23 protein-coding genes are annotated in these 26,795 nt (G+C 71.3%); 12 read left to right on the top strand and 11 right to left on the bottom strand.

Annotated features, from left to right (window positions below; genetic code table 11):
• Window positions 1-11 precede the first annotated feature (11 nt).
• A complete protein-coding gene (locus tag KBX21_RS10655) occupies window positions 12-1,871 on the bottom strand; it encodes an amidohydrolase (protein WP_049574419.1) in 1,860 nt (619 codons plus the stop codon).
• A 466-nt stretch (window positions 1,872-2,337) separates the two neighbouring features.
• Between KBX21_RS10655 and KBX21_RS10650 the strand changes: the two genes are divergently transcribed.
• Window positions 2,338-3,495, top strand: coding sequence for an acyltransferase family protein (locus KBX21_RS10650; RefSeq protein WP_049574422.1), 1,158 nt, complete (start codon window positions 2,338-2,340; stop codon window positions 3,493-3,495).
• A 94-nt stretch (window positions 3,496-3,589) separates the two neighbouring features.
• Here KBX21_RS10650 and KBX21_RS10645 read toward each other — a convergent pair whose 3' ends face one another.
• Window positions 3,590-4,516, bottom strand: a complete 927-nt coding sequence (locus tag KBX21_RS10645) for a CDP-alcohol phosphatidyltransferase family protein (RefSeq protein WP_210841799.1) — start codon at window positions 4,514-4,516, stop codon at window positions 3,590-3,592.
• Window positions 4,517-4,762: 246 nt separating this feature from the next.
• Between KBX21_RS10645 and KBX21_RS10640 the strand changes: the two genes are divergently transcribed.
• Window positions 4,763-6,202 carry a GuaB1 family IMP dehydrogenase-related protein gene (locus tag KBX21_RS10640; RefSeq protein WP_210841798.1) on the top strand — a complete coding sequence of 480 codons (1,440 nt, stop codon included), beginning with the start codon at window positions 4,763-4,765 and terminating at the stop codon, window positions 6,200-6,202.
• An 83-nt stretch (window positions 6,203-6,285) separates the two neighbouring features.
• Here the strand turns inward: KBX21_RS10640 and KBX21_RS10635 are convergent, their stop codons facing one another.
• Both KBX21_RS10635 and KBX21_RS10630 read right to left on the bottom strand, forming a co-directional pair.
• Window positions 6,286-7,068: an endonuclease V gene (locus KBX21_RS10635; RefSeq protein WP_210841797.1), complete on the bottom strand. Its 783-nt coding sequence runs from the start codon at window positions 7,066-7,068 to the stop codon at window positions 6,286-6,288.
• A 40-nt stretch (window positions 7,069-7,108) separates the two neighbouring features.
• Window positions 7,109-7,912, bottom strand: a complete 804-nt coding sequence (locus KBX21_RS10630) for a M23 family metallopeptidase (protein WP_210841796.1) — start codon at window positions 7,910-7,912, stop codon at window positions 7,109-7,111.
• Between the two features lie 229 nt (window positions 7,913-8,141).
• Between KBX21_RS10630 and KBX21_RS10625 the strand changes: the two genes are divergently transcribed.
• The 4 genes from KBX21_RS10625 to KBX21_RS10610 all read left to right on the top strand — a co-directional run bounded on the left by KBX21_RS10625 (window position 8,142) and on the right by KBX21_RS10610 (window position 12,743).
• Complete coding sequence (locus tag KBX21_RS10625) at window positions 8,142-8,987, top strand: ATP-binding cassette domain-containing protein (RefSeq protein WP_210841795.1); 846 nt, start codon at window positions 8,142-8,144, stop codon at window positions 8,985-8,987.
• A 52-nt stretch (window positions 8,988-9,039) separates the two neighbouring features.
• On the top strand, window positions 9,040-11,112 hold the full coding sequence (locus KBX21_RS10620) for a YhgE/Pip domain-containing protein (protein ID WP_210841834.1): 2,073 nt from the start codon (window positions 9,040-9,042) through the stop codon (window positions 11,110-11,112).
• A 537-nt stretch (window positions 11,113-11,649) separates the two neighbouring features.
• A complete protein-coding gene (locus KBX21_RS10615) occupies window positions 11,650-12,300 on the top strand; it encodes a TetR/AcrR family transcriptional regulator (protein WP_210841794.1) in 651 nt (216 codons plus the stop codon).
• Window positions 12,301-12,341: 41 nt separating this feature from the next.
• Complete coding sequence (locus tag KBX21_RS10610; RefSeq protein WP_049574448.1) at window positions 12,342-12,743, top strand: DUF3592 domain-containing protein; 402 nt, start codon at window positions 12,342-12,344, stop codon at window positions 12,741-12,743.
• A 26-nt stretch (window positions 12,744-12,769) separates the two neighbouring features.
• On the opposite strand, the gene KBX21_RS10605 is transcribed toward KBX21_RS10610, so the two are convergent.
• The gene (locus tag KBX21_RS10605; RefSeq protein WP_210841793.1) at window positions 12,770-13,849 is read right to left on the bottom strand and encodes an RDD family protein; all 1,080 of its coding nucleotides are present in this window, start codon (window positions 13,847-13,849) and stop codon (window positions 12,770-12,772) included.
• Between the two features lie 466 nt (window positions 13,850-14,315).
• Between KBX21_RS10605 and KBX21_RS10600 the strand changes: the two genes are divergently transcribed.
• The 5 genes from KBX21_RS10600 (at window position 14,316) to KBX21_RS10580 (ending at window position 19,691) form a co-directional block, all read left to right on the top strand.
• Window positions 14,316-16,943, top strand: a complete 2,628-nt coding sequence (locus tag KBX21_RS10600; RefSeq protein WP_255352577.1) for a nitrate- and nitrite sensing domain-containing protein — start codon at window positions 14,316-14,318, stop codon at window positions 16,941-16,943.
• A gap of 2 nt (window positions 16,944-16,945) precedes the next feature.
• Entirely contained in the window at window positions 16,946-17,407 is a 462-nt protein-coding gene (locus tag KBX21_RS10595) for a roadblock/LC7 domain-containing protein (RefSeq protein ID WP_049574457.1), read from the top strand.
• An 8-nt stretch (window positions 17,408-17,415) separates the two neighbouring features.
• Entirely contained in the window at window positions 17,416-17,859 is a 444-nt protein-coding gene (locus KBX21_RS10590) for a DUF742 domain-containing protein (protein ID WP_049574460.1), read from the top strand.
• Window positions 17,840-18,424 (top strand): ATP/GTP-binding protein, encoded by a 585-nt coding sequence (locus KBX21_RS10585; RefSeq protein ID WP_049574463.1) that lies wholly within the window; start codon window positions 17,840-17,842, stop codon window positions 18,422-18,424. The genes KBX21_RS10590 and KBX21_RS10585 overlap by 20 nt, the downstream gene beginning before the upstream one ends.
• Before the next feature lie 256 nt (window positions 18,425-18,680).
• On the top strand, window positions 18,681-19,691 hold the full coding sequence (locus KBX21_RS10580; RefSeq protein WP_049574466.1) for an oxygenase MpaB family protein: 1,011 nt from the start codon (window positions 18,681-18,683) through the stop codon (window positions 19,689-19,691).
• A 43-nt stretch (window positions 19,692-19,734) separates the two neighbouring features.
• Here KBX21_RS10580 and KBX21_RS10575 read toward each other — a convergent pair whose 3' ends face one another.
• Window positions 19,735-20,391: a TetR/AcrR family transcriptional regulator gene (locus KBX21_RS10575; RefSeq protein ID WP_049574470.1), complete on the bottom strand. Its 657-nt coding sequence runs from the start codon at window positions 20,389-20,391 to the stop codon at window positions 19,735-19,737.
• Between the two features lie 82 nt (window positions 20,392-20,473).
• On the opposite strand from KBX21_RS10575, the gene KBX21_RS10570 reads away from it, so the two are divergent.
• Window positions 20,474-21,970, top strand: coding sequence for a DHA2 family efflux MFS transporter permease subunit (locus tag KBX21_RS10570; protein WP_234003991.1), 1,497 nt, complete (start codon window positions 20,474-20,476; stop codon window positions 21,968-21,970).
• A 37-nt stretch (window positions 21,971-22,007) separates the two neighbouring features.
• Here KBX21_RS10570 and KBX21_RS10565 read toward each other — a convergent pair whose 3' ends face one another.
• The 5 genes from KBX21_RS10565 to KBX21_RS10545 form a co-directional block, all read right to left on the bottom strand.
• Window positions 22,008-22,202, bottom strand: coding sequence for a DUF418 domain-containing protein (locus KBX21_RS10565; RefSeq protein ID WP_049574473.1), 195 nt, complete (start codon window positions 22,200-22,202; stop codon window positions 22,008-22,010).
• 322 nt (window positions 22,203-22,524) lie between these two features.
• On the bottom strand, window positions 22,525-23,277 hold the full coding sequence (locus KBX21_RS10560) for an SDR family NAD(P)-dependent oxidoreductase (protein ID WP_210841792.1): 753 nt from the start codon (window positions 23,275-23,277) through the stop codon (window positions 22,525-22,527).
• Between the two features lie 45 nt (window positions 23,278-23,322).
• A complete protein-coding gene (locus tag KBX21_RS10555) occupies window positions 23,323-24,681 on the bottom strand; it encodes an FAD-binding oxidoreductase (protein WP_210841791.1) in 1,359 nt (452 codons plus the stop codon).
• The gene (locus tag KBX21_RS10550; protein WP_210841790.1) at window positions 24,678-25,592 is read right to left on the bottom strand and encodes a decaprenyl-phosphate phosphoribosyltransferase; all 915 of its coding nucleotides are present in this window, start codon (window positions 25,590-25,592) and stop codon (window positions 24,678-24,680) included. Before KBX21_RS10550 ends, KBX21_RS10555 begins: the two co-directional genes overlap by 4 nt.
• A gap of 189 nt (window positions 25,593-25,781) precedes the next feature.
• A complete protein-coding gene (locus KBX21_RS10545; protein ID WP_049570785.1) occupies window positions 25,782-26,702 on the bottom strand; it encodes a DUF3068 domain-containing protein in 921 nt (306 codons plus the stop codon).
• Window positions 26,703-26,795: the final 93 nt, after the last annotated feature.

The following is a 26,795-nucleotide window of genomic DNA, read 5'->3' as shown; positions in this document are numbered from 1 at the left end:
CCCACGTGCGGTCAGAGCCGGTACTGGGCGTCGGGCAGGTCGTCGTCCGGGCCGGGGGGCGGTGGCGCGGAGTGGGCGCTGCCCCTCGGCGGCGGTCCCCCGAAGGCCGGTCCGGCGGGCGGGCCGGGCGGCGGCGCGGGGGCCTCGTCCTCGTCCATGATCGCGGCCATGTCGGTGGACAGGGTCGACTCCTCGGCCTTCTCGCTGTGCCACTCGTCGCGGATCTCCTGGTCCTGACGGCCCATCACCGACTGCATGTCGGTGTCGTGGGTGGACTTGCCGGGTTCCTCCGCCCAGGCGGAGGAGGCGGCCAGGAAGGCGCTGTCGTAGGCGTCGTTGGCCTCGTCCGAGAAGCTCGGCTCGGCCGGGCGCGGGCCGGTGAGGGGGTCGGAGAAGGAGTTCCCGGGCCCCTCCGAGGGGGTCGCGGTCCGCGCCGAGTAGCCGCCGGTGTCGGTGTTGCCGCGCGGGTCCGCCGTGTCGGTGGGCGCCGGGCCCGGGAAGGCCGAACCCACGGGGGCCGCGGAGGGCGCCGGCGCCAGGGCGGCGGGGTTGGGGTTGTCGCTGCCCACGTAGGACAGCGCGGCGATGGTGAGCGCGGCGAGCCCGGCCCGCAGAGTCGGTTCGCGGTCGGGCGAGAAGAACGGCGAGTGGTTGCTCGGGACGTTGCCCATCTTCTCGTAGGGCGTGTCACCGGGGGCCCTGTCCCACACGTCGTGCGGCGTGGCGCCGACGAACCAGAACACGTACGGGATGGGCTGCGGGTCCTCGGGCAGTCCGAAGCGGCAGAAGTCCTCGGTGGCCGGGGAGGGGTCCGGCAGGTGGATGACGTAGTCGCCGCCGAAGTAGGCGTGGTGGGCCGCTGCGACGTCGGCGGTGCTGGCCGGGTCGTTGTGGGTGACCCCGCTGCTCTGGAAGCGCTCGACCTCGGGCTCACGGCTGGCGCCCGAGGCGGCCGCCTCGGCGCGCACGATGCGCTCGATGGCCTGCTCCAGCTGGTCCGAGACGTTCTCGTTGAGCGCCCGGGTGCTGATCTCCAGGTAGGCCTCGTCAGGGATGATGTTGGCCTTGGTGCCCGCCTGGATCCTGCCGACGGTGAGCACCGCCATCTCGCTGGGGCTGATCTCTCGGGAGACCACGCCCTGGAGGCGGGTGACGATGTTGGCGGCGATGAGGACCGGGTCCACGGTGGTGTGCGGCTGGGAGGCGTGTCCGCCCTCACCGAAGATCCGCACCCGGTAGGCGCTGGCCGCGCCGAGGATGATCCCGGCCCGGTGGGAGATGAGCCCGGCGGGCTGCGAGCCCAGGTGCTGGCCGAGGATGACGTCGGGGCGGCCGAAGCGGTCGTAGAGGCCGTCGTCGATCATCCCCTGGGCGCCGTCGAGGCTCTCCTCACCGGGCTGCGCCACGATCATGATGGTCCCGGCCCACTCCTCGCGGGTCTCCGAGAGCAGGTCGGCGACGCCGATCAGGCAGGCGGTGTGTGCGTCGTGGCCACAGGCGTGCATGACGGGCACCTCGGCGCCGTCGGGACCCTCGGCCCTGGCCGTGCTGGCGTAGGGCAGACCGGTCTTCTCCTCCAGGGGGAGGGCGTCCATGTCCGCGCGCAGCATCACCGTGGGGCCGGGGCCGTTGCGGAGGATGCCGACCACGCCGGTGCCGCCGACGCCCCGGTGGACCTCGTAGCCGGTTCGGTTCAGCCATTCCGCGACGACGCTGGCGGTGCGCTGTTCGGAGTGGGAGAGCTCCGGGTTCTTGTGCAGGTCGACGTAGACCCCCTCGACGAGCGGGAAGAGCTCGTCGAGGAGTCGCATGACCACGCTTCCGTGCTGGGCTGCACGGTTGGGGTCCACCGCGTGCGGCACGGTTTCCACCGCCTTCTTCGTTCTCGACTGGCGGGCAGTGACAGTTTGACTGGGGGTTCTGCCGCCTGGGGGCAGCCTATCGGCGTGTCCGTCGCCGGTTCACACCGACACGTTCGTGCCGCGGTGTGCCTTGGTGCCCCTCTGTGGTGCCCATGGGTTAGGGTCTGCACACGGTAAGCCATCCCACACCCGTTTCCGCGGGTGCGCGCGCCCACGTGGGTCCCGGTTCCTCGGGACCCGGCGCGCCTCTGGGAACTTTTACCTGATTTGTGCGAACTACTGGCATACCGCAGTATGTCTCAGTAAGGTAACGGAACTGTGTTCGCGCAATGTGTTCACCGGTGCCCCCCTCGCGCGCCACGCGGCACCACGCCATCGGACCACTGCCCCTGACCGAAGGTCGACCCCAATCCCGCACGGAGGGTCGCGGGACCGACATACCAAGCCCCAGAAATCAGTGATCTCGGAGTCCCTAGTGGCCTCATCCACGACCAGTCCGGCACCCCAGTCCGCGGAGAACGGAGACGGCGCCGCCGCCCCGGCCCCGGGGGCCAAGGCCCCTGCGGCAGCGCGACCGCCGGGCCGTGACGCCCGACTCGACAACGCCAAGTTCGTCCTCATCGCCCTGGTCGTCGTCGGCCACGCGATCGAGCCGCTCTCCGACTACGGGCCCGCCAGTGCCCTCTACTACTGGATCTACTTCTTCCACATGCCCGCGTTCATCATGATCAGCGGCTATCTCTCCCGTTCCTTCGACTCCTCGTCGATGCGGGTGGAGAAGCTGGTCCTGACGCTGGCCGTCCCCTACCTCGTCTTCTGGACCATTCACCAGGCGATCTACACGGTCGAGCGCGGTGGGCTCCCGGACACCCTGTCCGTGCTCAAGCCGACCTGGACCCTGTGGTTCCTGGTCGCCCTGTTCCTGTGGCGCCTCACCGTTCCGGTCTGGCAGCGGCTGCGCTGGCCCGTGGCGATCGCCGTGGTCATCTCCCTGTTCGCCACCACGGCGGACCTGGGAAGCACCCTCTCGATCGGCCGGGTGCTCAGCTTCCTGCCGTTCTTCGTGCTGGGGCTGAGCCTGCGCCGCGAGCACTTCGCCCACCTGGACCGGCTCTGGGTGCGGATCGGCTCCGTGCTGGTGCTGGGCGTCACGGCCGTCCTGGCCGTGCCGGTCTCGGACCGCCTGAGCAGGGACTGGCTCTTCTGGAAGGAGAGCCTCACCGACCGCGACATCGACCCGCTGATGCCGAGCATCGGTCTCCGGCTGGCCTTCATGGCCATCGCCCTGGTCATGACCATCGCGGTCCTGGCGCTCACCCCCAAGAGGGAGACCTGGTACACGTCGCTGGGCGCCTACACGCTCTACGTGTACCTGGGCCACTCCGTGTTCCTGATCCTGCTGAAGAACACCCCCTGGTACGACCTGATGTCCGGCCCCGTGGCCCTGGCCACCACCCTGTCGCTGGGCCTGGGGCTCACCCTCCTGCTGTGCACCCCGTGGGTGCGCGCGTGCATGCGGTGGGCGGTCGAACCACAGCCCACCTGGTTCCTGCGCCAGGACGACAAGGGCCTGGCCAGGAAGGAGGCCGACGCGAGGAAGCGGACGGCCGAGAGGGAGCGTGCCTCCGTCTAGGCGGACCGCACGTCCACAGACGGGAAGAGGGGGCGCCTTCCGCATCTCGCGGAAGCGCCCCCTCCCTCGTTCGGGCACCGGCCCCGGGTCGGGCTCAGCTGCCGCCCGCGCTCGCCGGGGTCACGGCGGCCAGCTCACGGCGGCGCACCTCGAAGCGGCGGGACTCCTTCCACAGGCGGGCCACCAGGACCACCTCGAAGAAGCCCAGCGCCAGGCAGGAGAAGACCGCCACCGGGATGATCAGGCTGTTCAGCGGGGTGAAGAACGCGACCAGAACGGTCACGGGCGCCACCACGCACACGAACATCTCGAACTCGATGCCGCTGAACAGGTGCGGACGCACCCGGTGCCTCAGCAGCGCGTTGCGCACCCGGGGGTAGAGGCCGCGCGGAGCCGGGGCGTCCGCGTTGGCCGGGGTCTCCGACACCTCGTCGTCCTCGGGGTCGGACACGTCGGGGTTGGTGGCCTCGTCACGCAGCCGGTCGGTGTCCCCCGCGGCCACGGCGAGCGCCTGCTTCATGGTCTTGCGGGTCTTGGCGACCTGCGAACCGTTGAGGTAGCGCAGGAGGTCGAAGAAGACCACCACCGGCGCGACGATCAGGTACGCGGCCTGCCCCGTGACCAGCCACTGGCCGATCAGCAGGGCCATCACGCAGCCGAAGAAGCGGATGCGGTCGAAGACGAAGTCGACCCAGCTCCCGAAGACCGACCCGGTGCCCTTCAGGCGGGCGATCTTGCCGTCCATGCAGTCCAGGACGAAGCTCAGGTGGAACAGCAGGGCGCCGGCGAGCAGCCAGGCCCAGCCCAGGGGACCGGCCCAGATCGGCGCGGCGAAACAGATCGCGGACAGCAGGCCCAGCACGCCCGCGCCCAGAGTGAGCTGGTTCGGTGTGATGTTGGTCCGGTTCGCCGTCCACACCACCATGCGACCCGCGAGCGGATCGACCAGGAAGACCGTCCACCAGGCGTCCTTCGCCTTGTAGGTCTCTTCCTTGACTTGCGCGAGAGTGAAACGCGACATGCGGGGTTCTCCTGGAGGGCCCTGTTAAACCCGTGAACGCCTACGGCGCGGCGGAATCGGCACCGTTCGAGGGCAGGGGCGAGGACCGGGTTGGGGCGGGAATCGAGTCATCATGCCAGACGGGGGTACCCCCAACCTAATCGGTGACGGCATACTTGACAGGTAAGAGGGGGATCAACAGGGTGCCGCCCGCGCGCAGCCGGGCGGAGTGGTCCACCCCCTTCGGTCTTGACCGAGGTAGAGGCATTGCGTTTTCTCAACGACCAGGTTCCCAGCCAGGACCTGACCTACAGCGACGTCTTCATGGTCCCGGGCCGCAGCGCCGTGGGTTCCCGGCTGAGCGTCGACCTGTCCTCCCCGGACGGCACCGGCACCACCATGCCGCTGGTCGTCGCGAACATGACCGCGGTGGCGGGCCGCAGGATGGCCGAGACGGTCGCCCGCCGGGGCGGCATCGCCGTCATCCCGCAGGACATCCCCTTCGAGGTGGTCTCCGACGTCATCTCCTGGACCAAGCAACGTGACCTGGTCTACGACACCGCCATCACCCTGAACCCCACCAGCACCGTCGGTGAGGCGCTCAACCTGCTGCCCAAGCGGGCGCACAACGCCGTCATCGTGGTCGACGACGCGCGCCGCCCGGTCGGTGTGGTCACCGAGGCGGACTGTGCGGGAGCCGACCGGTTCGCCCAGCTGCGCGACGTGATGTCGGCCGAGCTGCTGACCATCCCCGAGGGCACCGAGCCGCAGGCCGCGTTCGGGATACTCCACGAGAACCGGCACCGTCTGGCCCCGGTCGTCGACGGGAAGGGCGCCCTGGTGGGCGTGCTCAGCCGCACCGGCGCGCTGCGCTCCACCCTGTACCGGCCCGCCGTGGACGACCGGAACCGGCTGCGCGTCGCGGCCGCGGTGGGCATCAACGGCGACGTGTCCGGCAAGGCCGCCGAGCTGCTCGAGGCCGGGGTGGACACCCTGGTGATCGACACCGCGCACGGTCACCAGGAGAAGATGATCTCCGCGATCCGCACGGTCCGCGCGCTGTCGCCGAACGTGCCGATCGTCGCGGGCAACATCGTGACCGCGCAGGGCACCCGGGACCTCATCGAGGCCGGTGCCGACATCGTCAAGGTCGGCGTGGGCCCGGGCGCGATGTGCACCACCCGGATGATGACCGCCGTGGGCCGTCCCCAGTTCTCCGCCGTGCTGGAGTGCGCGGCCGCCGCCCGTGAGCTGGGCGGGCACGTGTGGGCGGACGGCGGTGTGCGCCACCCGCGCGACGTCGCCCTGGCCCTGGCCGCCGGTGCCTCCAACGTCATGGTGGGTTCCTGGTTCGCCGGTACCTACGAGTCGCCCGGCGACGTCATGCGTGACGCCCAGGGGCGCCAGTACAAGGAGAGCTTCGGGATGGCCTCGGCGCGCGCGGTGCGTCTGCGCACGTCCGAGGACTCCCCCTTCGAGCGGGCCCGCAAGGCGCTGTTCGAGGAGGGCATCTCGACCGGCCGCATGTACCTGGACGCCGAGCGCCCCGGGGTCGAGGACCTGATCGACCAGATCATCGCGGGTGTGCGCAGCTCCATGACGTACGCGGGCGCCACCTCGCTGGCGGAGTTCCACGAGCGCGCCGTGGTCGGCGTGCAGAGCGCCGCCGGGTACAACGAGGGCCGTCCCGTGGAGAACGGCTGGTAGACGACGGGGTCCCTCGCGGGACCTCGGTGACGGGGAGGGGTCTTCGGGCCCCTCCCCTTCCGTGTGTCCGGGGCCGGTTCGCGCTAGGCGGGTCCGGCGGTCCCGCCCTGGGCGGCCACGTGTTCCTTGCGGTACTGGCCGCAGAGGCGGTCCGCGTGCCGGATGGGTTCGGGGACGCGGTACTTGGGGGACACGCGCAGGATGAGGTCGGCGGAGCCCTCAAGGTCCACGCGGTGGCCCACGGAGACGTAGACGGGCTTGGTCCGGGCGCGGGTGCGCAGGACACGGCCGATGACCTCGGCACCCTCCGAGGCGAGGGTCTCGGTGTCCTCGACCAGTTCGGAGCGCCCGGCGACCATGGGCGTCCACGAGCCCCGCTCCTCCCCCGGTAGGGAGTTGCGGCCGTAGAGCACGGACTTGGCGGAGCCGACCACGGGGGCGTCGATGAGGACCCCCAGGTGGCTGGCGATCCCGAAGCGGCGGGGATGGGCGAGGCCGAAGCCGTCGCAGACGAACACGTCCGGGGTGACGGACAGGCCCTCGATGGCGCGGAGCACGGGGGGCAGCTCCCGGAAGGCGAACAGTCCGGAGATGTAGGGGAAGGACGGGGTGTCGGCGACCAGGGAGGTGTCCACCACCTCCAGGGTGCGGGCGTCCAGGACCACGGCGGCGGCCGCGAGCTCCTTGTCACCCACGCCGTAGCTGACGTCGAGGCCCGCCACGTAGCGCACCGCGTCCGGGTCGAGGGCCTCCGTGCGGACCCGGTCGGCCAACAGGCGCTGCCGGGCCACCGCCTCCTTGGGATCGCTCGGCCAGTTCTCGGGGTCGTCCAGTGCCTGGGCCGCCCGCTGCGCGACGTCGCTCACGTGTGTTCCTCGGTTCCTCGTCCGCTCCCCGTCCGGGCTCTCAGGCGCAGTCTAGGCCGGTGAAGGTCTGCCCGGAGGCGGGGACTCCGGCCCCGGTCCAACGGAAGGGGACGCCGGTGGCCCGGTTGAGGTCGGCGTGGTCCATGAGCTGGAAGTGCAGGTGGGGCTCGCTGGAGTTGCCCGAGTTGCCGCACCGCCCGATCCGCTGTCCGACGGTGACCCGGTCGCCCTCCCGGACCTCGGCCGACCCCCTCCTCAGGTGTGCGTAGGCGGCGTACACGCCGTCGCCGAGGTCGAGGACGACGTGGTTGCCGACCACCCGGCGCGCACCGCCGAGACTCCGGACGACGCCTTCGAGGAACATGTAGGCCAGCGCGGGCCAGGTGTCACGGCTGCGGTGGTCGCGCTGGCCGTCGCGTACGCGCACGACAGTGGCGTCGGCGACCGCGAGGAGCGGCTGGTCGAAGGCCGGGTACCCGTCGTCGGGTCGGCGCGAGAGGGGCCACCAGTAGCTGCGGCCCGGGGGTCGGCCCTCGTCCACGTAGACGTCGATCGCGTAGGTCTGCCCGTACTGGTGGGTGCCGTGGCTGGGCACCCGGTCCGCAGGGCTGTTGAGTCCCACCCATGCACCGGCGACCGGCGGGGCCACCTCGACGGTGGCGTCCTCCATGGCCTGTTCCGAGGGCTTCCGGGCCCACAGTCGCGGCCCGACGAGGAACACCCCGGCGAGGAGGAGCAGGGGCAGCAGCGGCTCCAGGGCGAGGTCGAAGGCGATGGCCGCGGCGGCGTAGGCGAAGTACACCACCAGCAGGGGTCCGCCGAGGTTCGTGAGGATGCCGCGCATGCTGGTCTCCCTGGAATCGATCCCTTAGTACGTAATTACGTATCAACGTACATCACATCGACCCCCGGAAAGCACCCCTCAATTTCGCGCGCCGATCCTCCCGCCCATGGAGCGTCGCGTTGTGCCCGAGGACACAGACCCGAACGCTCGGGAGCACCACCCCGGAGCAGTACCGTGGAGCCGTGAATTTGTACTGACCGGTCAGTTCAAAAATGGGGAGGTCGCAAGAATGCGTCGGGCCACCGGAGCTCGTGTGCACGCCGAGGGCGTCACACTCACCACCCGAGAGGGACCCGTCTACACGGGGGTCGACTTCACCGCCCGGCCGGGAACGCTCACCGTCTTCCAGGCCGACTCCGGGGGCGGACGCAGCGCACTGCTGCTCACCCTGTCCGGCCGGATGAAGCCGAGCGCGGGCAGCCTGCACGTCGACGGGTACTCGCTGCCCCAACAGGCACGACGGGTAAGGCGGATCAGCTCACTCGGGCTGATGGACGACGTCAACGCCCTCGACGACCGCCTGCGGGTCAGCGAACACCTCTCCGAGGCCCGCCTGCTGCGCATGCGCCCCGCCGCACGGTCCGTGACCGACCAGGCGATGGAGGCCGCCGACCTGGCCGGCCTGGACCGCCGGACGATGGTCAAGGAGCTCTCCATGCTGGAGCGGCGGCGCCTCGGCGTCGCCCTCGCACTGGTCTACGAACCGCGCCTGCTCGTGGTCGACAACGTGGACGGCGGCCTCAGCCGCGAACACCAGGCCGACATGTGGCGGTCCCTGAGGAACCTCACCGACGAGGGACTCACCGTCATCGCCACCTGCGCCGACGCCCAGGAACTCGACGCCGTGGCCGGACCCGACACCCAGGGCCCCCTCCTGATCAGGCAGGACGACGGCACGGAGGACGAGGACCCGGCCACCGGAGAGGACTCCGAGAAGGCGCCGACCGAGGAAGTGATCGGGATCGACCAACTGCTCGACCACGAGGAGCCCGTGACGGACGCACCACCCGGCGGGGACTCACCGTCCGGGGACGGGCCCGCTCCGAAGGGGGGCAGACACCGTGGGCGTTCGTGACAGGAAGAAGGAGGGCGCCGGGGAGAAGGACGACGCACCGGTCTACCGGTTCATGTCCGTCCCCAGGCTCGGACTGCTCACCATGCGGTCCTTCCTGCGGTCACCGCTGCCCACGGCGGCACTGGCCGCGCTCATGCTCATCCCCCTGCTGTACTCCGGCATGTACCTGTGGTCGTTCTGGGACCCCTTCGACCGGATGGAGCACCTGCCGGTCGCCCTGGTCAACGCGGACGAGGGCGCCGAGGTCGACGACGAGGAGGTCAACGCGGGCGACGAGCTCAGCGACACCCTCCTGGAGCGGGGCGACCTCGACTGGCACCTGGTGGACGCCGCCGACGCGGCCCAGGGACTGGAGGACGGCACCTACTACGTCACCCTCACCATCCCCACGTACTTCAGCGAGGCCCTCACCTCGCCCTCGCGGGACCGAGAGGACCCGGTCCCCGCGCTGTTGGTCGCCAACTACAACGACTCCAACAGCTACGTCGTGCGCCAGCTCGCGGGCAGCGCCTTCAACGAGATTCGGGCGGCCGCGGCCTCCACGGCCATCAGCGACTATCTCGACCAGATCTTCCTGGGCTTCAACGAGATCCACGGCAGTACGGAGGAGGCGGCGGACGGCGCCGGGCAGATCGCCACCGGCGCCGGAGACGCCGAGAGCGGATCCGGTGAGCTCTCCGAGGGCATCGACGGCGCCCACGAAGGGGCCGGCACGCTCAGCGGCGGGATCGGCGAGCTCCACGAGGGCTCCAAGGCCCTCGCGTCCGGTGCGACGAGCGCCTCCACCCAGGTCTCCGAACAGGTCGACAAGCTCGACGACCTGGCCGACGAGTGGCTGCCGCAGCTGGAGGAGGACATCCCCGACATCCAGCAGCGCGCCGGGGAGGCCGCGAAGGTCTCCGCCGGGGTGTCCGAGGCCCTGGAGGACCTCCCGCAGGAGATCGACGTCACCGCCCTGAGCGAGGTGGACGGCCGCCTGTCCGCCTACCTCCGGGACCACCCCGAGCTCGAACAGGAGCAGCCCGACCTGCACGCGCTGCTCACCGACCTCCAGGGGGCCATGGACACCGCGCTTTCGGTGGCCGGTTACGTCAACGACAACCGGGAGGACATCAACGCGACCGCCGCCGAGGCCGCCGCGCTCAGCGAGAAGGCCGCGACCCTGTCCGAGGACCTGCCCACCATGGTCGAGGACGCCAAGGCCGCGAGGGCCGGGGCGGACGAGCTCGCCGAGGGTCTGGAGGACCTGGCCGAGGGTTCGCGCACGCTCCGCGACGGACTCTCCGAGGCCTCCACGGGTGCCGGGGAGCTGGACAGCGGGCTGGGCCAGCTCAGCGGCGGCGCCGGAGACCTCCACGAGGGCCTGGGCGACCTGGCCTCGGGCTCGGACGAACTCGCCGAGGGGCTGTCCGACGGGGTGGACGAGATCCCCACCTACTCCGACGACGGCCGGGTCAGCGCCACCGACATGATGAGCGAGCCGGTCCGTCTGGACAGCGAGGTGGACAACGAGGCGCCCAACTACGGCACGGGTTTCGCGCCGTTCTTCGTGCCCCTGTCCCTGTGGGTGGGAGCCATGGTGGTGTTCATGGTGCTGCCCGCGCTGTCAACCCGGGCCCTGGCCTCCTCCGCGCCGTCCTGGCGGGTGGCGCTGTCCGGACGCGTCGTGCCGCTGCTGCTCGGCTGGGCGCAGGTGGCGGTCATGATGACCGTCCTGCACCTGACCCTGGGGTTGCAGGCCCAGAACTGGCCGCTGACGCTCGCCTTCCTGGCGCTCACCTCGGCCGCCTTCACCACGACTGTCCAGTACCTGAACGTGAGGTTCAACGCGGCGGGCCGGGTCGTCGCGCTGGCGCTGCTGGTCCTCCAGCTGACGTCGGCGGGAGGCACCTACCCCATCGAGACGAGTCCGACGTTCTTCCAGGCGATCGGCCCGTACCTGCCCCTGCACTGGGGAGTGACCGCCATGCGCCACCTGATCGGCGGCGGGGACATGATGCTGGTCGCGCAGGCCTTCGGGGTGATGGCCCTGTGGCTCGTGGTGCCCCTGTTGCTCACCTGGAGGGCAGTGAACAGCAAGCGGGTGTGGACGATGTCCACGCTCTACCCGGCACTGAAGATCTGACGTCCGGGGGCGCCCACTCACAGTGGGTGCCCCCGGCCCACGAGGCCCCCTCAGCACCCGATGAAGCCGCCCGATCCATCTCAGCCACCGCCGAAGAACCGACCGGGAGCCGCAACCCCAGGTGTGAGGCCCACTCGCTCACCTCAGACCCAGGATGTCCCCGTCCACCAACCGTCACCTGGCAAAAGGCCCATCCGCCAACCTCAGCGACAGGCCGAGAACCCTGCCCGCACACCTCAGCGACAGGAGGAAGCCGGTCCGTCCCACTTCGGTCACCACCGAAGAACCGATCGGGAGCCCCAGCCCCGGTTGAGTGCCCGACCTGCCTCAGCCACAAGCCGAGGGCCCGCCTGCGAAGCTTGATCACAAAGGGGTACCCGTTCGGTGCCGGAGAGGGATCCGCAAGACGAGTCAAGCCGCCAGCGAGGAACGAGCCGGGCGTAGACGAGGATGCCGTGTTGCCTTGAACCCGAATCCCTCTGCGAAGGCGCAGAACACGGGCCGAAGCGAGGCGGAGGCCCAGGTAAACACATAAGAATGGAACCGATGAACGTGAGCACCCCCGCAGCCGACAGGCCCCGCAATGGGCGCCGTGAGGCCACCCGGCGCAAGCTGTTCGAAGCGGCGGTCACGCTGATCTCCGAGCAGGGGTACGGCTCCACCACGGTCGACGAGATCGCCGAACGCGCCGGAGTCGCCAAGGGCACCGTCTACTACAATTTCGCGGGCAAGAACGAGCTGTACGCGGCCCTGATGGAGTGGGGCGTCACCCGGCTCGCCGACACCCTGCGTGACTCGGTCCCCGACCCCGGACGGCAGGTCGAACCCCGGGAGTCCCTGGCCACGGTGCTGCGAGCGGGCGTGGTGTTCATCAGCACCCACGAGGCGCTGGCCCGGCTGCTGATGGCCGAGGCCTGGCGCACCAACCGGGCCTGGTACGCGACGATCCGACAGATCCGCACCGAGGCCATCGGCGTCATCACCGGGCAGCTCGACGCCATGGTCGAACGCGGCCTGACGCGACCGGACCTGGACACGGCCCTTGCGGGATCGGCACTGTTCGGCATGGTGGTGACCGTGGCCCTCGACTGGCGTACCCTCCAGCCAGAACGTCCCGTCGAGGAGATCCACACCACCCTGGCGCACATGGCCGACGGACTCATCGGCTCCCCCGCCTCCCCGCGCTGAGCTGACACCCGAAGAAGAACCCCCGGAGAGGATCCCCCGCCATGGTCGACCTGTACCCTCTGCTGCCCGTGATCGTCGGTGCCGTCCTGTTGTGGATGGTCACCCGGGACACCCGCACCGAACTGCTCCTGGTCCGCAACGGCGTGCGCGCCAAGGGGAGGGTGATCGGCTACCACGAGACGTCGGTGGCCTCCCGGATGATCGTGCAGTTCCAGACCGAGGACGGTAGGGAGATCCACGCGGAGCACGAGAACACCGGGTGGATGGCCTCCCGGGCCGGAGAGATCGTCACCGTCTCCTACGACCCGGAGGTCCCCGAGCGGGCCCGGATCGTCTCCGCGCCCTGGCTGAGCCACTGGGTCCGCGGCATGTTCGGGGGGCTCGGACTGGTGCTGGTCCTCATCGGCCTGTTCCTGGGTTATCTCCACTGGGGGGAGAACTAGCGCGTGTCCTGTGGACCGTTCCTCGCTCACACCGGAGCGGGGGTCTCCTCCCGAGGAGGGGCGTAGCGGACCAGGCGCCCGGGGAGTTCGCCGTTGAGGCTGGACCGGGTGCGGACCCGCACACCGCAGACGAGGTCGGCCAGGCCCGCGCCGTCCGGGCGGACCACCGCGGTACTCGCGTGCAGCGCGACGACGGCGAGGGCAAACCACGGCAGGCCGAGGGTGATCAGCACGACGACCGGCACGTGCAGCAGCGCCGTGCGCGCCAGGACGCGCGGCCGGGAGGCCGGGCGGGGCCGTTGCCACTCGGTGAGGGCCAGGCGGACCGCCGCCGACCCGGGGGTGCTCCGGTCGCGGCGCAACAGTGGCAGGACCAGAGCGAAGACCACGGCCAGGGCCAGGAGGGCGCCGGTGAGGACCTCGTCCCGTGCGCCGGGGCGAACCCAGCCGCTGGCGCCGACCAGGGCGACGAACGTGGCCGCGCCGAACCACCACAGGCCCAGGTCCACAAGCGTGCCGAGCATCCGTCGGCCGAGGTCGGGGGCGATCCGGTCCGGGACGGCCGAGGGCCAGGACCGGTGCGGACCGTAGGGCCACACCACCGGCACCCACCGGGCCAGCAGCCAGCCCAGGAGGGTCGCGGCGACGCCGACCCCGGCCGTCTCGAACGCGACGGTGTTGTAGGCGCACGGATACAGGCCGAGGACCCCGGTGGCGCGGACCAGGACCACCACGAGGGCCAGGGCGGTGCCGAGGGCGAGGGTGGTGAGCGCTCCCCGGCGGAACCGGGAGCGGGCCAGCAGCCCGACCGGCAGGAAGACCGCGAGGGCCAGGGCCGCGTCGCGCACGGTCAGGGGCGGAGCGGCGGCGGGTTCGACGGCGCACAGCCCGTCCCCGGAGGCGGGCAGGGGCCAGACGGCGTAGACGGCCAGGCCGAGGCCGGTGAGCAGCGCCGCGAGGGTGAGCTGTCCGGGCCAGCCCGCCAGGCGCCCGTACCTCTGGTGCTGTCCGCGCAGGTAGAGGGCGGATGCGGTGACCATCAACAGCGGAATGGCGGCGACCGCCACCTCGATGGCGTCCTGACCTGCGCCGAACGGTTGCCCCATGGCGTGTGCGTTCCCCTTGCTCGTTCCCGGTGCGCCAGGCTAGTACGGGCCACGCCCGTGTGGGAGGGGAACCGTGATATCACTCTGCGGGGCGCCACCCTCGGGTCCGAACGCGCTCCCCCGCTCCACACCCCGGAGCCCCATGTGACGTTCGTCCCACGATGAGCGCCTTCAGTACCTGTCTGGTGGTTCGCGGACGTCATACGAGGCCTTGTGTGAACAATTCACTACTTCATGGCAGACTGCCTGCACCACCCGGATAATCCGCCGTTTCTCGGGCGAGATACGATCCCCAACGCCGAAAACCCCCGCATGTGGTTACTCTCCGGCGAGCCCACCCCCTGGAGGGACGAGCGCGGACCACACGACGGGAGGTCCGCGCGCGCCGGCCCGCAGGACGCGGCCAGGCGACCGCCCGGCGCCGACAGTGCCTGAGAAGACTTTGACGCGGATCGACAGGAGAACCGTGCAGGCAGTACCGAAGAAACGTGGGCGGACCATCGCCGCCCGTATTCGCGCCATGGTCATGATCCCCACCACCGCGCTGTTCGCACTGTGGTTGATCCTCACCATCGTCCTCGGCGGCGACGCTGTCTACCAGCTGATCCGCTCCAAGGCCACCGACGACCTCGTCACCCCCGCGGCCGTCGGCCTCGTCTCCGCGATGTCCGAGCGCTCGGCCACGATCGCCTACATCGAGGACCCCGACGACGCCGAGCTGGCACAGCGGCTGGAGCAGAGCCGCCAGGCCACCGACGATTCCCTGGGCGCCGTGCTGGACGACCTCATGGGCTTCGCCGACCTCGCTCCCGGCGAGGGCGGCATGCACATCGAGATGCTGTACGACATGTACCAGGAGATCGGCGACGTCCGCACGACCGTCGACGACGGTGACGCCTCCCGCGCCGACGTCCTGGACTACTACAACGAACTCGTCCTGCACGGCGCCGACAGCTTCGACAGCCAGGGCCGTGAGGGCAACGAGGGGGACGCGGTCAGCCCCGGCTTCACCGCGATCTACCTCTTCCGCACCGTGGACGTGGCCGCGCAGGCCGACGCCCAGATCGCCCGCGCCTTCGCCACCGGCGACCTCACCGTCGAGGACCAGCGAGAGTTCACCAGGATGATGGGCGCCTTCGAGGCCCTCCTGGACGCCAACGCCCCCTACCTCGAGGGCGAAGGCCTGCTGGAGCGGTACGAGGCCGTCCGGGAGAGCCCCGAGTACGCCACCCTCAACCGGCTCTCGGAGCGGATCACCGACCGCCAGGTCGAGTCCACCACGGTCACCGACCCCGTCACCCTGCTCCCGGAGACGGTCGACGACCTCTCCATGCCGGTCTCCGAGTCCGAGTGGGACGCCGCGTACGTCCACGTGATCACCGAGCTCACGGAGCTGGGCGCGGAGGAGTCGCAGTACGCGGCCGAGCTGACCCGCGACGACGCCAACAGCGCGGTGATCCTCGCGGTCGGCGGCAGCCTCGGCGTCGCCGCCGTCATCCTGGTCGCGTTCACCCTGGCCCGACGCTCCTCCCGCAACCTCACCTCGCGGCTGCTCACCCTGCGCGAGGAGTCACAGGACCTGGCCGAGAACAAGCTGCCCGAGATCATGGGCCGCCTGCACCGGGGTGAGCGCGTGGACATCGCCTCCTCCCTTCCCGAGCTGCGCACGGAGGACGACGAGATCGGCGACGTCGCCAAGTCGTTCAACACCGCCCAGCGGGCCGCCGTCGAGGAGGCCGTCCAGCAGACCGAGCTGCGCCACGGCGTCAACCGCGTCTTCCTCAACATCGCCCACCGCAGCCAGACGCTGGTGCACCGACAGCTCCGGCTGCTGGACAAGATGGAGCGCGAGCAGGAGGACCCGGACCAGCTCGCCCAGCTGTTCAAGCTGGACCACCTGGCCACCCGCTCCCGCCGCAACGCCGAGAACCTGCTGATCCTCGGCGGCGAGGCCCCGGGCCGTACCTGGCACCGCCCGATGCCGCTGATCGACGTCCTGCGCGGCGCGATCTCGGAGTCCGGCGACTACACGCGGGTCAAGCGTGAGCGCATCGCCCGGGTGAACCTCAACGGCCCCGCCGTCGCGGACGTCATCCACCTGGTCGCGGAGCTGGTGGACAACGCGGCCATGTTCTCGCCTCCGCACACCCAGGTACGCCTGAGCAGCGACGACGTGCCCAACGGCGTGACGATCGAGATCGAGGACCGCGGTCTGGGCATGACGGAGGCCGAGTTCACCTCGACCAACGCCCTGCTGGCGGACCCGCCCGAGTTCGACGTGATGCGTCTCAACGAGAAGATGCGCCTCGGCCTGTTCGTGGTCTCGCACCTGGCGCACCGCCACGGGATCAGGGTGCACCTGCGCCCGTCGCCGTACGGCGGTGTCCAGGCGATCGTGCTGCTTCCGCAGGAACTCATCTCGGGCGACCGCTCGCCGCTGCCCTCCTCGGAGGAGCCCGGCGACATCTGGGAGGTGCGCGAGATCGTCGACCGCACCCCCGAGGTCGCGCTGGAGGCGGGCCGGTCCACCCGGCCCGGCAAGCCCGTGCTGACCTCGGTCTCCACCTCCCCGAGCGTAGAGGAGCCGGAGACCTCGTCCGGCTCCACCAACGCGGAGGCGACGGAGAGCGACCTGCTCAGTGCCCCCGTCAGGCAGGACGAGTCCCGCCCCGTCCTGCCCACCCGCAACCCCCGCATCAGCGCGGTGCCGGACTCCGCCAAGGAGGCACCGGCCAGGGGGCCCGCCCTGTCCGAAGCGAGGGCGCCCTCCGAGACGACCGCGCAGCCCGAGGCCCCCGAGAAGTTGGAGGAGCCCGAGCAGCCGGAGGAGCCCGAGACCGTCGAGGCCGGCGGCGGCCGCCCCTCGCTCCCCAAGCGGCGTCCGCAGGAGAACCTGGCACCGCAGCTGGCGACCGATCCCGCCGAGCCGGGGACCTTCGGGCCCGCCGCCGGTGGCGCCTCCGCCGAGTCCAACCTGGAGGGCACCGAGCGCCTGGCGCGCCTGCGCCGGAACATGTCCGCGTTCCAGCAGGGAACAGACCGTGGACGGCGCGAGAGCAAGCAGAACACCAACGACACCGACAAGGACGCGTAACCGTGACGAGTACCGAAAGCGCTGAGCGCGGTAGCGGAAGCTCCGCGGGCAAGAAGGACATCGACTGGCTCCTGGACGAGTTGCTCGACCGCGCCGTGGGTTCGCGCCACGCGATCGTCCTGTCCGCTGACGGCCTGCTGATCGGCCGCTCGAAGGAACTGGTCAAGGAGGACGCTGAGCACCTGTCCGCGGTCGCCTCCGCGTTCCAGAGCCTGGCCCGGGGCACCGGCCGCCACTTCGGCGGCGGCGAGGTCCTCCAGACCGTCGTCGAGATGGAGAGCGCCTACCTCTTCGTCACGGGCGCCGGTCGCGGCGCCTGCCTTGCCGTCCTGGCCGAGGAGAGCGCCGACGTCGGTCTCATCGCCTACGAGATGAACGTCCTGGTCGACCAGGTGGGCCGTTACCTCGAGACCGCTCCCCGCCACGGGGACGCCGGCGAGGCGTCCGGGGAAGCCACGCGATAGGGGTCCGTATGCATGCGCACGACGAGTTCGATCCTGGTGACACCCAGAACGGTCTGCCGCACCGCGACGCAGGCGGGGGCTTCGGCGAGGAAGCGGCGCCCGACGGCGAGGAGGCGGGGCCGCTGGTCCGGCCCTACGTGATCGCGCAGGGCCGTGACCACGCCGACGCCGTCCAGCTGGACATGATCAGCGTGGTGATCGCGGCCAAGAGGGCCGAGGTCGACGAGATGGCGCTCGAACCGGAGCAGCTCCGCATCCTGGAGCTGTGCCGTCGTCCCCTGTCGGTGGCCGAGGTGTCCGCCCACCTGGACATCCCGGTGGCCGTCGTCAAGGTCCTGCTCAGCGACCTGCTCAACCGCGGGCTGGCTCTGGCCCGCGCCCCCTACACAGCTAAGAGCCCGGTGAGCCGGGACGTACTCCAGGCGGTTCTCGATGGCATCCAGAGACTCTGACCCGGGCCCCGAGGCCCCCGTCCCCTCCGCACTCAAGATCCTGGTCGCCGGGGGTTTCGGCGCCGGGAAGACCACCCTGGTCGGCGCGGTCAGCGAGATCGCCCCGCTCAGCACCGAGGAGATGATGACCGAGGCCAGTTACGGCATCGACGACCTCTCCGGTGTGGAGTCCAAGACCACCACCACGGTGGCGCTGGACTTCGGCCGCATCACCATCAGCCCGGCCCTGGTGCTGTACCTGTTCGGCACACCGGGCCAGGAGCGCTTCTGGTTCATGTGGGAGGAGCTGTCCGAGGGCGCGCTGGGCGCCGTCGTCATCGCCGACACCCGCCGTCTGGAGACCTGTTTCGCGGCGGTCGACTTCTTCGAGCGGCGCGGGGTGCCGTTCGTGGTCGCGGTGAACTGTTTCGACGGGGCCCACCAGTACGAGCCGGAGGAGGTCCGTGAGGCGCTGAGCCTGAACCCGGACATTCCGGTGACGTTGTGCGACGCCCGTGTGCGCGAGTCCGCCAAGCAGGTGCTGCTGGCCCTGATGAACCGGGTGTCGGAGCAGGTCGCGGCGTGACCGTGGCCGGTCGCGGGGTCGCGACCGGCCGCCGAGGGGCGGGTGGAGCGGGGTTCGGGGGACCACGCTCCACCCGCCCCTCCTCCTGTGTGCGGGCGCGTCGCACGGGGTGTCGGAGGTGGAAGACGCGCCCCTTCCCTTGTACACGTGTAGGTTCCAGGTAAAGTGCGGGGCGCGTGCCACGCCCCATCGCGGCGCGCGTGCGGAGGAAACCGGGGCACACGCCCCGGGCGGTCCAGGACGAAGGTGGAGTTCCATGCAGCGTTTCCATTGGCGCGACGAGATCCGCGGCCTGGACGCGGAGGCCGACTGTGAGCGGATCGTGCGGATCCTGGGCACGCTGGAGTTCCCCTGGGACCTGGAGCAGGCCCTGGGCCTGGCCCTGTACCGCACCTACGCGGTCCCGTCCATCGGCCAGCTGCTCGGGGACACCCACGAGTTCACCGAGCGCACCCAGCACCGCTACGACGACACCGCGCTCATCCTGAACGACATCATGGAGCACGGGTTCGGCCCGGGCCGGGGCCGTGACGCCCTGCGCCGGATGAACCAGATGCACCGGTCGTACGACATCAGCAACGACGACTACCGGTACGTGCTGAGCACCTTCGTCGTCATGCCGGTGCGCTGGCTGAACGACTACGGCTACGGATGGCGCCGCCTGAGCGACCACGAGATCGCGGCCAGCACGAACTACTACCGCAAGCTCGGTCGGCACATGGGGATCAAGGACATCCCCGAGACCTACTCCGAGTTCCGCGAGCTGATGGACTCCTACGAGGCGGAGCACTTCGCCTTCACCAAGGGCGGGCGCGCGGTCTCGGACGCCACTCTCGACCTGATGGTCGACTTCTACCCGGCCTGGCAGCGCCCCCTGGTGCGCCCCTTCACCAAGGGCCTGCTGGACCCGCCGCTGATCAAGGCCTTCGACTACCCGGAGCCCTCGGCGTTCTGGCGCAGGGGCGGGGACCTCGCCCTGCGGCTGCGGGCGAGGGTCGTGCGGCGGATGCGGCCCCGCAAGGAGCAGCGCTGGGCTCGGATGAGCCCCAACATCCGCAGCTACCCCGAAGGCTACGAGCCGGACCGCATCGGCACGTTCCCCAAGGGCTGCCCGGTCCCGCACGACATGCTGACGCGTGACGTGGGGGCGACCGGCGCGAAGGTCCCCGCGCCCGGGCAGGCGGTGGCCCCTGCGCCCCGCACCCCCGAGACCGCGAACGCCGCATCCGAGGCCACGAACACCGCCCCCGAGCCGACCGAGCGCTGACCGCCGCCGCCGAGCCGGTGGGGGCGGTCCGCGCCCTCCACCCCTACCGGCCCGGGGCCGGGCCGTGGATGCGCAGGAAGGCGTCCACTCCGGAGCGGACCATCGCGATCCGCTCCTCCTCCGGCAGCGGGAGCGCGCCGAAGAACGACCTGCTGTTGGCGGGGCCGCGCACCAGGGCCAGGTAGTGCCCGGCCGCGGCCTCCTCCCCGTTCGGGGGGATCTCCAGCAGCTCGCGGTCGGCCAGGGCGCGCAGGTGCGCGGCCAGGGCCCGCACCACCAGTTCCGAGCCGCTGTCGGACCAGGCGCGCGCCGCCTCGGGGAAGTGCGTGGCCTCACCGATCAGCAGCCGGACCAGTGCCGTGTGGTCGGCCCGGCGTCCCAGCGGGGACAGCCACTCGTCCTCGAACCCGACGAGCGCGCTCCTGGCGTCAGCGGCCCGCCCCAGGTGGCGGGCGGTGGCCTCGGCGTGGTCGGCCGCCAGGACGGCGCTGCTCTGGGTGACGATGGTCAGGAACAGCCGTTGCTTGTCCTCGAAGTGGTTGTAGATGGTGCGCTTGGAGACCCCGGCGTCCGCGGCGATGGCGTCGACGCTGGCCCGCGCGTAGCCCTCCCTGAGGAAGACGCGCAGCGCGGCCTCCGTGATGGCCTCGCGTTTGACCGCCGACCGGCGATCCCGCCCGTCCCCGCACGTGTCGGTCATCCCTCGTCCTTCGTGCTCGTGCATCCGTCCGTCCGGGAGGCACCTCGTCACCAGCGAAACTGCACCGTGTAGTTTACCTGGTATGGCGAAGCACGACCCCCACTCCTCAGCTGTGTCCGCCGACCCCCCGAAGCCGCCCGGCCCGGGCCCCACCGCGCCCCACCGGCTCGATCGCCCTCTCATCAAGCTGGCCGCCGTCCTGCTGGTCGGCTCGATGGCCGCCCTTCTCGACACCACGATCGTCAACGTCGCCGTGGACCACCTCTCCCGCGAGCTCGACGCCCCCGTGTCCACGGCGCAGTGGGTGGCCAGCGCCTACCTGTTCTCCACCGCCGCCGTGATCCCGGTGACCGGCTGGGCGATCGACCGCTACGGCCAGCGGGCCACGTGGATCACCGCCCTCGTGCTCTTCGGGGTGGGGTCGCTGCTGTGCTCCGCCGCGTGGTCCATCGAGAGCCTGATCGTCTTCCGTGTGTTCACCGGGCTGGGCAGCGGCATGGTCCTGCCTCTCGTCATGACGATCCTCGTGCAGGCGGCCGGTCCGCAGCGGCTCGGCCGGGCCATCGGCCTGATCAGCGTGCCCATCCAGCTGGCGCCCGCGCTCGGCCCGGTGCTGGGCGGGATCGTCCTGGACACGCTGGGATGGCGGTGGATCTTCGTGATCTCCGTGCCGTTCATCCTGCTCGCGATCGCCCTGGCGGTGCGCGGGGTGCCCAGGGGCACCCCCCGCGCCACCGAACGGCTCGACGTGGTCGGCCTGCTCCTGCTCTCCCCCGGCATCGCGACCCTGCTCTACGGACTGTCAGTGCTGGGAAGCTCCCGTCCGGCACCGCTGTTCGCCGGTGTCGGTCTGCTGCTGATCGTCGGATTCGTCGTGCACGCCCTGCGCGAGCGGCCGGGCGGGCCCCCTCCCGTGATCGACCTCCGCCTGTTCCGGAACCTGCTGTTCCGGTTGGGCGCGCTGCTCATGTTCGTGTTCGGGATCTGCGTGTGGGCGGGCATGTTCCTCCTCCCGCTCTTCTTCCAACAGGTCCAGGGCACCTCCGCGATGACCGCAGGGCTGCTCATGGCGCCGATGGCCGCCGGGGTGGCCCTGGTGAACCTGTTCATGGGATCGGTGACGGACAACGTGGGTCCGCGCTACCTGGTGGTGGGCGGCCTCTTCGTGGGCGCGGCCGCCACAGCCCCCTTCGTCCTCGCGGGGCCGGACACCTCCCCGGCCCTGCTGGCCGCCGCGATGTTCGTGCGGGGTCTGGGGCTGGGAGCGGCGATGGTGCCGATGCTGGCCACCGCCTACCGGGGCCTGCCCTCGGACCGGGTGCCCAGGGCCAGCAGCGCCCTGAACGTCACCCAGCGGTTGGGCGCGGCCATCGGCACCGCCGTGCTGGCCCTGCTGCTGGCGTCCCTGCTCGCCGACACCGCGCGGCCCGAGACCGCCTTCCAGGCCACCTTCGCGTGGATGACCGGCCTGACCGCCGCCGCGATGGTGCCCGCGATGTTCCTGCCCAGCACCCGGCCCGACCTCACACCGGGGCGGACCGGCCCGGACGGTCGGACGCCTCCGAGCTCCGCCCCCTGACTGGCCTTCGACTCGGCCCCCGGCTCCGGGCCGTAGGTCACCCCCCGCACCAGGGTCTCGGAGGGGCCCGTCGCCCTGCCCGGCGCATCGAGTCGGCCAGGACGACGGTGGCCAGCCACACCCCGGTGGCCGGCAGGGCGGTCGACGTCACGCTGAGGGTGCCGGACAGGTCGAGGAGGAACGGCGTGAACACCACCGCCCACACCCGCGACTGCGCGAGGTGGCCGGTCATGGAGCGCTGCCCGGCCTAGGCCGGGGCGGTCACCACCGGACCGGGGGCCGGGCTGGGGCGATCGTGGCCAGGGACGAGGGCACCCGGGGCCACCTTCGCCGAACCCGTCACGACGGGACGGGTCTCCGGGTCTTCGAGGCGGCCGTGGACCCCCACCGCGCGGCGAAATGGATCGTGGCACTCACCGACGCCGGTTGTCTGATCAGCGACGACGAGGGGTTCGACCGGCCGGGGCGGCGCGGAACCGCGCCGGATCGTCGCGGCCTACCTGGGTCGCCGCACCGCGGCCGCCTGACCGCCCCGCCTCTCCCTTCGCCCATTCCTAGCGCCCGAGGCGGCGCCACAGGGGGCGCGGCATCAGCCGCATGCCGGTGAACAGCGGCCGGAGCACACGCGGAGCCCACACCGTGGTGGCGTTACCGCGCAGCCCCCGGGACACCGCCTCGGCCACCTGAGCCGGGGTCGCGGGGAACGGCGCCGGGTCCACGTGGCGCGACATCCGGGTGGCCACGTACCCCGGTCGCACCACCAGGACCCGGGCGCCCGAACCGTGCAGGGAGTCGGCCAGCCCCTGGGCGAACCCGTCGAGCCCGGCCTTGGCGGACCCGTACACGAAGTTGGCCCGGCGGACCCGCACCCCGGCCACGGACGAGAGCACCACGAGGGCTCCGTGGCCCTGTTCGCGCAGGCGGGCGGCGACGGACAGGCCCACGGACACGTGGCCGGTGTAGTTCACGGCGGCCGCGCGGGCGGCGGAGAGCGGGTCGGCCTCGTACGCGGACTGGTCGCCCAGCACGCCGAAGGCGTCCACCACCACGTCCAGATCGCCCACCAGCTCCACGGCGGCCGCCACCGTGGCGGCGTGGGTGTCGGCGGTCTCGGCGTCGAACTCCAGGGAGTGCGTGGCGGCGCCCAGGGCCCCGAACACACCCGGCGGTTCGACGACCCCGCCCCGGGCGGCGAGCACCACCTCGCGGGCGCCCTCGCGGACCAGCCGTTCGACGACGGCCAGGCCGATCTCGCTGCGTCCGCCGAGCAACAGGACGGTACGCACGCTTCCCAGCGAGTCACGCATGGTCGGGTCCTTCCGGAACGGGTCGGGATTCGGGTGAAGTGTGGTTCAGACGAGGCGCAGGCGACGGGCGAGGTCCGAGACGAGTACGCCGCCCGGGTCCACGCGGGCGCGCGTGGCCCGCCACTCGAGGATCGCCGGGTACATGGCGTGCACGGCCTCCGGTCGGGCCCTGCTGTCCTTGGCCAGGTACACGCGCCCGCCCGCCGCCAGGAGGCGCTGGTCGAACCCGTCCAGCAGACGCGCCAGCCCGGGGAGTCCGGCTGGCAGGTCCACGGCCAGGGACCAGCCGGGGCGCGGGAAGGACAGCGGCCCGGGGGTGGGTGCGCCCATCCTCTTGAGGACGGCCAGGAACGACGGCGCGCCCGCCCGGGACAACCCTTCGGCCACGGCGCGCAGGGTGTCCTCCCCTCCGAAGGGGACGACGAACTGGTACTGGACGAGCCCGCGCGGACCGTACATCCGGTTCCAGCCCGCCACGGCGTCCAGGGGGTGGAAGAACCCGGAGAGCGGCTGGACCCGGCCCCGCTCCCGCAGGGGCGCGGCGCGGTGGTGGGCGCTGTTGAAGGCACCCACCGTCCACCGGTTGAGCAGCCCGGGCGGGGCCCAGGGCGGCGCGGCCAGCGTGGGCCCGGTCCGGTGCCGCAGAGGGTCGCGGCGTTGGGGCGCGGGCAGGTCCGTGCGGAGGGCGTGATCGGCGCGGGTCAGTACGCCGCGTCCGAGGGAGGCGCCCCGGGCCAGGAGGTCGACCCAGCACACCGAGTACCGGTGGGCGTGGTCCGTGCGGGACATGAGCTCCAGGGTCGAGTCGAGGTCCGGGGTGCGGTCGGTGTCCACACGGGCGTAGGCGGTCTCCACCGGGAGGACTCCGAGGGTGGCCTCGGTGATCACCCCGGTCAGGCCCATCCCGCCCACGGTGGCCCAGAACAGGTCGGGGTCCGGCCCTTCGGGGCCGAGCCGGAGCACCCCGCCCGTGGGCGTGAGCAGGGTCAGGGAGCGCAGGTGCGCGCCCAGCGACGAGTCCACGTGGTGGTTCTTGCCGTGCACGTCGGCGGCGATCGCCCCGCCGAGCGTGACGTGCCTGGTCCCGGGGGTGACGGGCAGGAAGTACCCGTGGCGCAGCAGGTGCTCGACGATCCGCCCCAGGCTGGTCCCGGCGGGCGCGGTGAGCTCCTCTTCCACGATGTCCAGGCGGGGCGGCCCGGTGAGTTCGGTGCAGTCCAGGACGGTCCCGCCCGCGACCTGGGCGGCGTCCCCGTAGGAGCGGCCCAGCCCCCGGGCCAGGGCGCCGCGCGGACCCGCCTCGGCGAGCATCCGGGCGGCCTGTTCGGCGGTACGCGGGCGCACCACGTGGGCGGCGGTGGGGGCGGTGCGGCCCCAGCCGGTGAGGAGCGTCGGGCGGCTCACAGGTGGATCCCCAGTCCGACCAGGAGGGCGAGCGAGGCGAGGACGAGCTGGAGCGGGCGGTCCCGCAATGCGATCTCCTCGGGTTCCTCGCCCGCTCCCCGGTCCACGAGAAGGTTGTAGCGGAGCACGAACATGATGAACGGAACGATACTGACCGCGTGGAACGCGGACTGCGGTCCGCCGCCCTGCTCCAGGGCCCAGAGGCAGTAGGTGACGATCATGGCGCCGGAGGCCATGATGCGCATCTGGGACAGGTAGCCGGGGGTGTAGCCCAGCAGCGCCGTGCGGGTGGGGTGCGCCGTGGTCTCCTCCCCCGCTTGGGCGTCGGTGCTCCCAGTCAGGTGGACCGGCGCGGTGACGCGCAGTTCCGCCTCGCGTTTGCCGACCACCACGAGCAGCGCGGCAAGCGCGACCACGATGACGAACCACGAGGTCAGCGGCACCCCGACTACGAAGCCGCCCGCAATGGCGCGCAGCATGTGGCAGGAGGCGACCGCCACGAGGTCGCAGACGACGACCTCCTTGAGCCTGAGCGTGTAGGCCAGGGTGAGCAGCACGTATCCGACCAGCACGAGGGTGAACCGCGTGTTGCCCAGGGCCAGGGAGGCCAGCGGGGCGGCGATCACGAGCACCACTCCGACGGACAGGGCGAGGGGGACGGGGAGGTCGCCCGAGGCGACCGGTCGGCTCCGTTTGCGCGGGTGCTCGCGGTCGCGATCCGCGTCGCGGACGTCGTTGAGCAGGTAGGTGCCGCTGGCCGCCAGGCAGAAGAGTCCGAAGGCGGCCGCGCACAGCAGCAGGGTGCGGGGGTCGCCGAGCGTTCCGGCGGTGGCCGGTGCGGCGAACACCAACAGGTTCTTCACCCACTGGCGCGGGCGGCACGCCCGGACGAGGGCGCCGGTGCGGTGCATGCGCGCCCCCTCCTGGTGATCGCGAAGTGAGCAGCCGGACCGCCCGCGAGGGGGGTGGACGGTCCGGCCGTTGGTGCCAGCGGGGCGGCCGTGGAGGCGGCCGTCACGGTGCGGGGCCGTGGGCGCCGGGATCGGCGACGTGGGGGCGGCCCCTGAGTGGGGGGTGACGTTCTCGGGTGGGCGGGGGTCTCAGCCGTGGTTCTCGGTGCGTCGGCCGGTGACCAGCAGGACGACCGCGATGCCGACGAACCCGGCGCCGAGCACCAGCGCGCCGATGGGCAGCGTGGTGTGCAGCAGCGGCAGGACGGTACGGGCCTGCGCGGTGTTGTCGATCGCGGCGGCGCGGGTGGCGTCGTCGAACCGGAGTTCGCCGCTGAGCAGGGTGAGGACCTCCTCGCCGTCGACGACGACGACGCGGTGGTGCTCCTCGCTCATGTCGATGGGGGAACCGCTGACCGGCTCGATCCAGTAGGTGCGGACGATGGAGAAGGTCTCGTCGCCGACCACGTCGCCGTCGCCCTCGAGCCCGGCGACCGAGCGCGGGATCTCGCGTTCGTCGATGACGGTGGGCTCGACGGTCTGGACGAACTTGTAGGCCTCGACGCCGTCGACCTCCTCGACGCCCTCGAACTCCATGGGGACGACCTCTTCGACGGTGGTCTCGAAGAAGTCGTGGTCACGCTGCTCGGTGAGGAAGGGGAACTTCCATCCCTGCCCGGTCTGCTTGACGGAGGAGTCGTTGATCATGGCGTCGCAGCAGTCGACGAGTTCACCGGTGACGCGGTCGTGCCCGGCGCGGCGGTTCGTGGAGCTGATACCGAAGTCGGTGTCGGCGTCCTTGATCCACGTGAACTGGTCCCACACCACCACGTCGTCACTGCTGGAGGCCACGTCGGCCCGGATGGTCGAGTGCGCCTCCACGTCGGCGTCCTCGACGAGCTCGACGTCCTCGATGTTGAAGTAGGTGACCTCTCCGACGTTGACGGTGGGGTTGTAGTAGTCCAGCGGAGTCTTCATCAGGGAGCTGGACATCCACGTGCGCATCATGGGTGCCAGGGCGAGACAGAAGACCCCCAGCGCGATGAGAACAACCGCAACGGTACGGCGCATGTGCCCTCCTGGGCGGATGAGAGTCCAGATCTGGAACTAGGTTCAGTTCCGGGTAGAGTACTGCCCAGTAGTGAACGACGTCACCTGGGCGTG

The organism is Nocardiopsis sp. B62 (genome assembly GCF_018070675.1).
In the GTDB taxonomy this organism is placed as follows: domain Bacteria; phylum Actinomycetota; class Actinomycetes; order Streptosporangiales; family Streptosporangiaceae; genus Nocardiopsis; species Nocardiopsis prasina.
The sequence above is the reverse complement of the archived record's forward strand: the minus strand, read 5'-3'. Positions and strand labels throughout refer to the sequence as shown.

What these genes read in the sequence shown, in the direction of transcription:
- KBX21_RS10550 (WP_210841790.1), bottom strand. Translation starts at nt 25,592, where the DNA reads ATGCACCGCACCGGCGCCCTCGTCCGGGCGTGCCGCCCGCGCCAGTGG.
- KBX21_RS10625 (WP_210841795.1), top strand. Translation starts at nt 8,142, where the DNA reads ATGCGTCGGGCCACCGGAGCTCGTGTGCACGCCGAGGGCGTCACACTC.
- KBX21_RS10615 (WP_210841794.1), top strand. Translation starts at nt 11,650, where the DNA reads ATGGAACCGATGAACGTGAGCACCCCCGCAGCCGACAGGCCCCGCAAT.
- KBX21_RS10545 (WP_049570785.1), bottom strand. Translation starts at nt 26,702, where the DNA reads ATGCGCCGTACCGTTGCGGTTGTTCTCATCGCGCTGGGGGTCTTCTGT.
- KBX21_RS10585 (WP_049574463.1), top strand. Translation starts at nt 17,840, where the DNA reads ATGGCATCCAGAGACTCTGACCCGGGCCCCGAGGCCCCCGTCCCCTCC.
- KBX21_RS10570 (WP_234003991.1), top strand. Translation starts at nt 20,474, where the DNA reads ATGGCGAAGCACGACCCCCACTCCTCAGCTGTGTCCGCCGACCCCCCG.
- KBX21_RS10590 (WP_049574460.1), top strand. Translation starts at nt 17,416, where the DNA reads ATGCATGCGCACGACGAGTTCGATCCTGGTGACACCCAGAACGGTCTG.
- KBX21_RS10645 (WP_210841799.1), bottom strand. Translation starts at nt 4,516, where the DNA reads ATGTCGCGTTTCACTCTCGCGCAAGTCAAGGAAGAGACCTACAAGGCG.
- KBX21_RS10620 (WP_210841834.1), top strand. Translation starts at nt 9,040, where the DNA reads ATGTCCGTCCCCAGGCTCGGACTGCTCACCATGCGGTCCTTCCTGCGG.
- KBX21_RS10580 (WP_049574466.1), top strand. Translation starts at nt 18,681, where the DNA reads ATGCAGCGTTTCCATTGGCGCGACGAGATCCGCGGCCTGGACGCGGAG.
- KBX21_RS10610 (WP_049574448.1), top strand. Translation starts at nt 12,342, where the DNA reads ATGGTCGACCTGTACCCTCTGCTGCCCGTGATCGTCGGTGCCGTCCTG.
- KBX21_RS10575 (WP_049574470.1), bottom strand. Translation starts at nt 20,391, where the DNA reads ATGACCGACACGTGCGGGGACGGGCGGGATCGCCGGTCGGCGGTCAAA.
- KBX21_RS10605 (WP_210841793.1), bottom strand. Translation starts at nt 13,849, where the DNA reads ATGGGGCAACCGTTCGGCGCAGGTCAGGACGCCATCGAGGTGGCGGTC.
- KBX21_RS10630 (WP_210841796.1), bottom strand. Translation starts at nt 7,912, where the DNA reads ATGCGCGGCATCCTCACGAACCTCGGCGGACCCCTGCTGGTGGTGTAC.
- KBX21_RS10565 (WP_049574473.1), bottom strand. Translation starts at nt 22,202, where the DNA reads ATGACCGGCCACCTCGCGCAGTCGCGGGTGTGGGCGGTGGTGTTCACG.
- KBX21_RS10560 (WP_210841792.1), bottom strand. Translation starts at nt 23,277, where the DNA reads ATGCGTGACTCGCTGGGAAGCGTGCGTACCGTCCTGTTGCTCGGCGGA.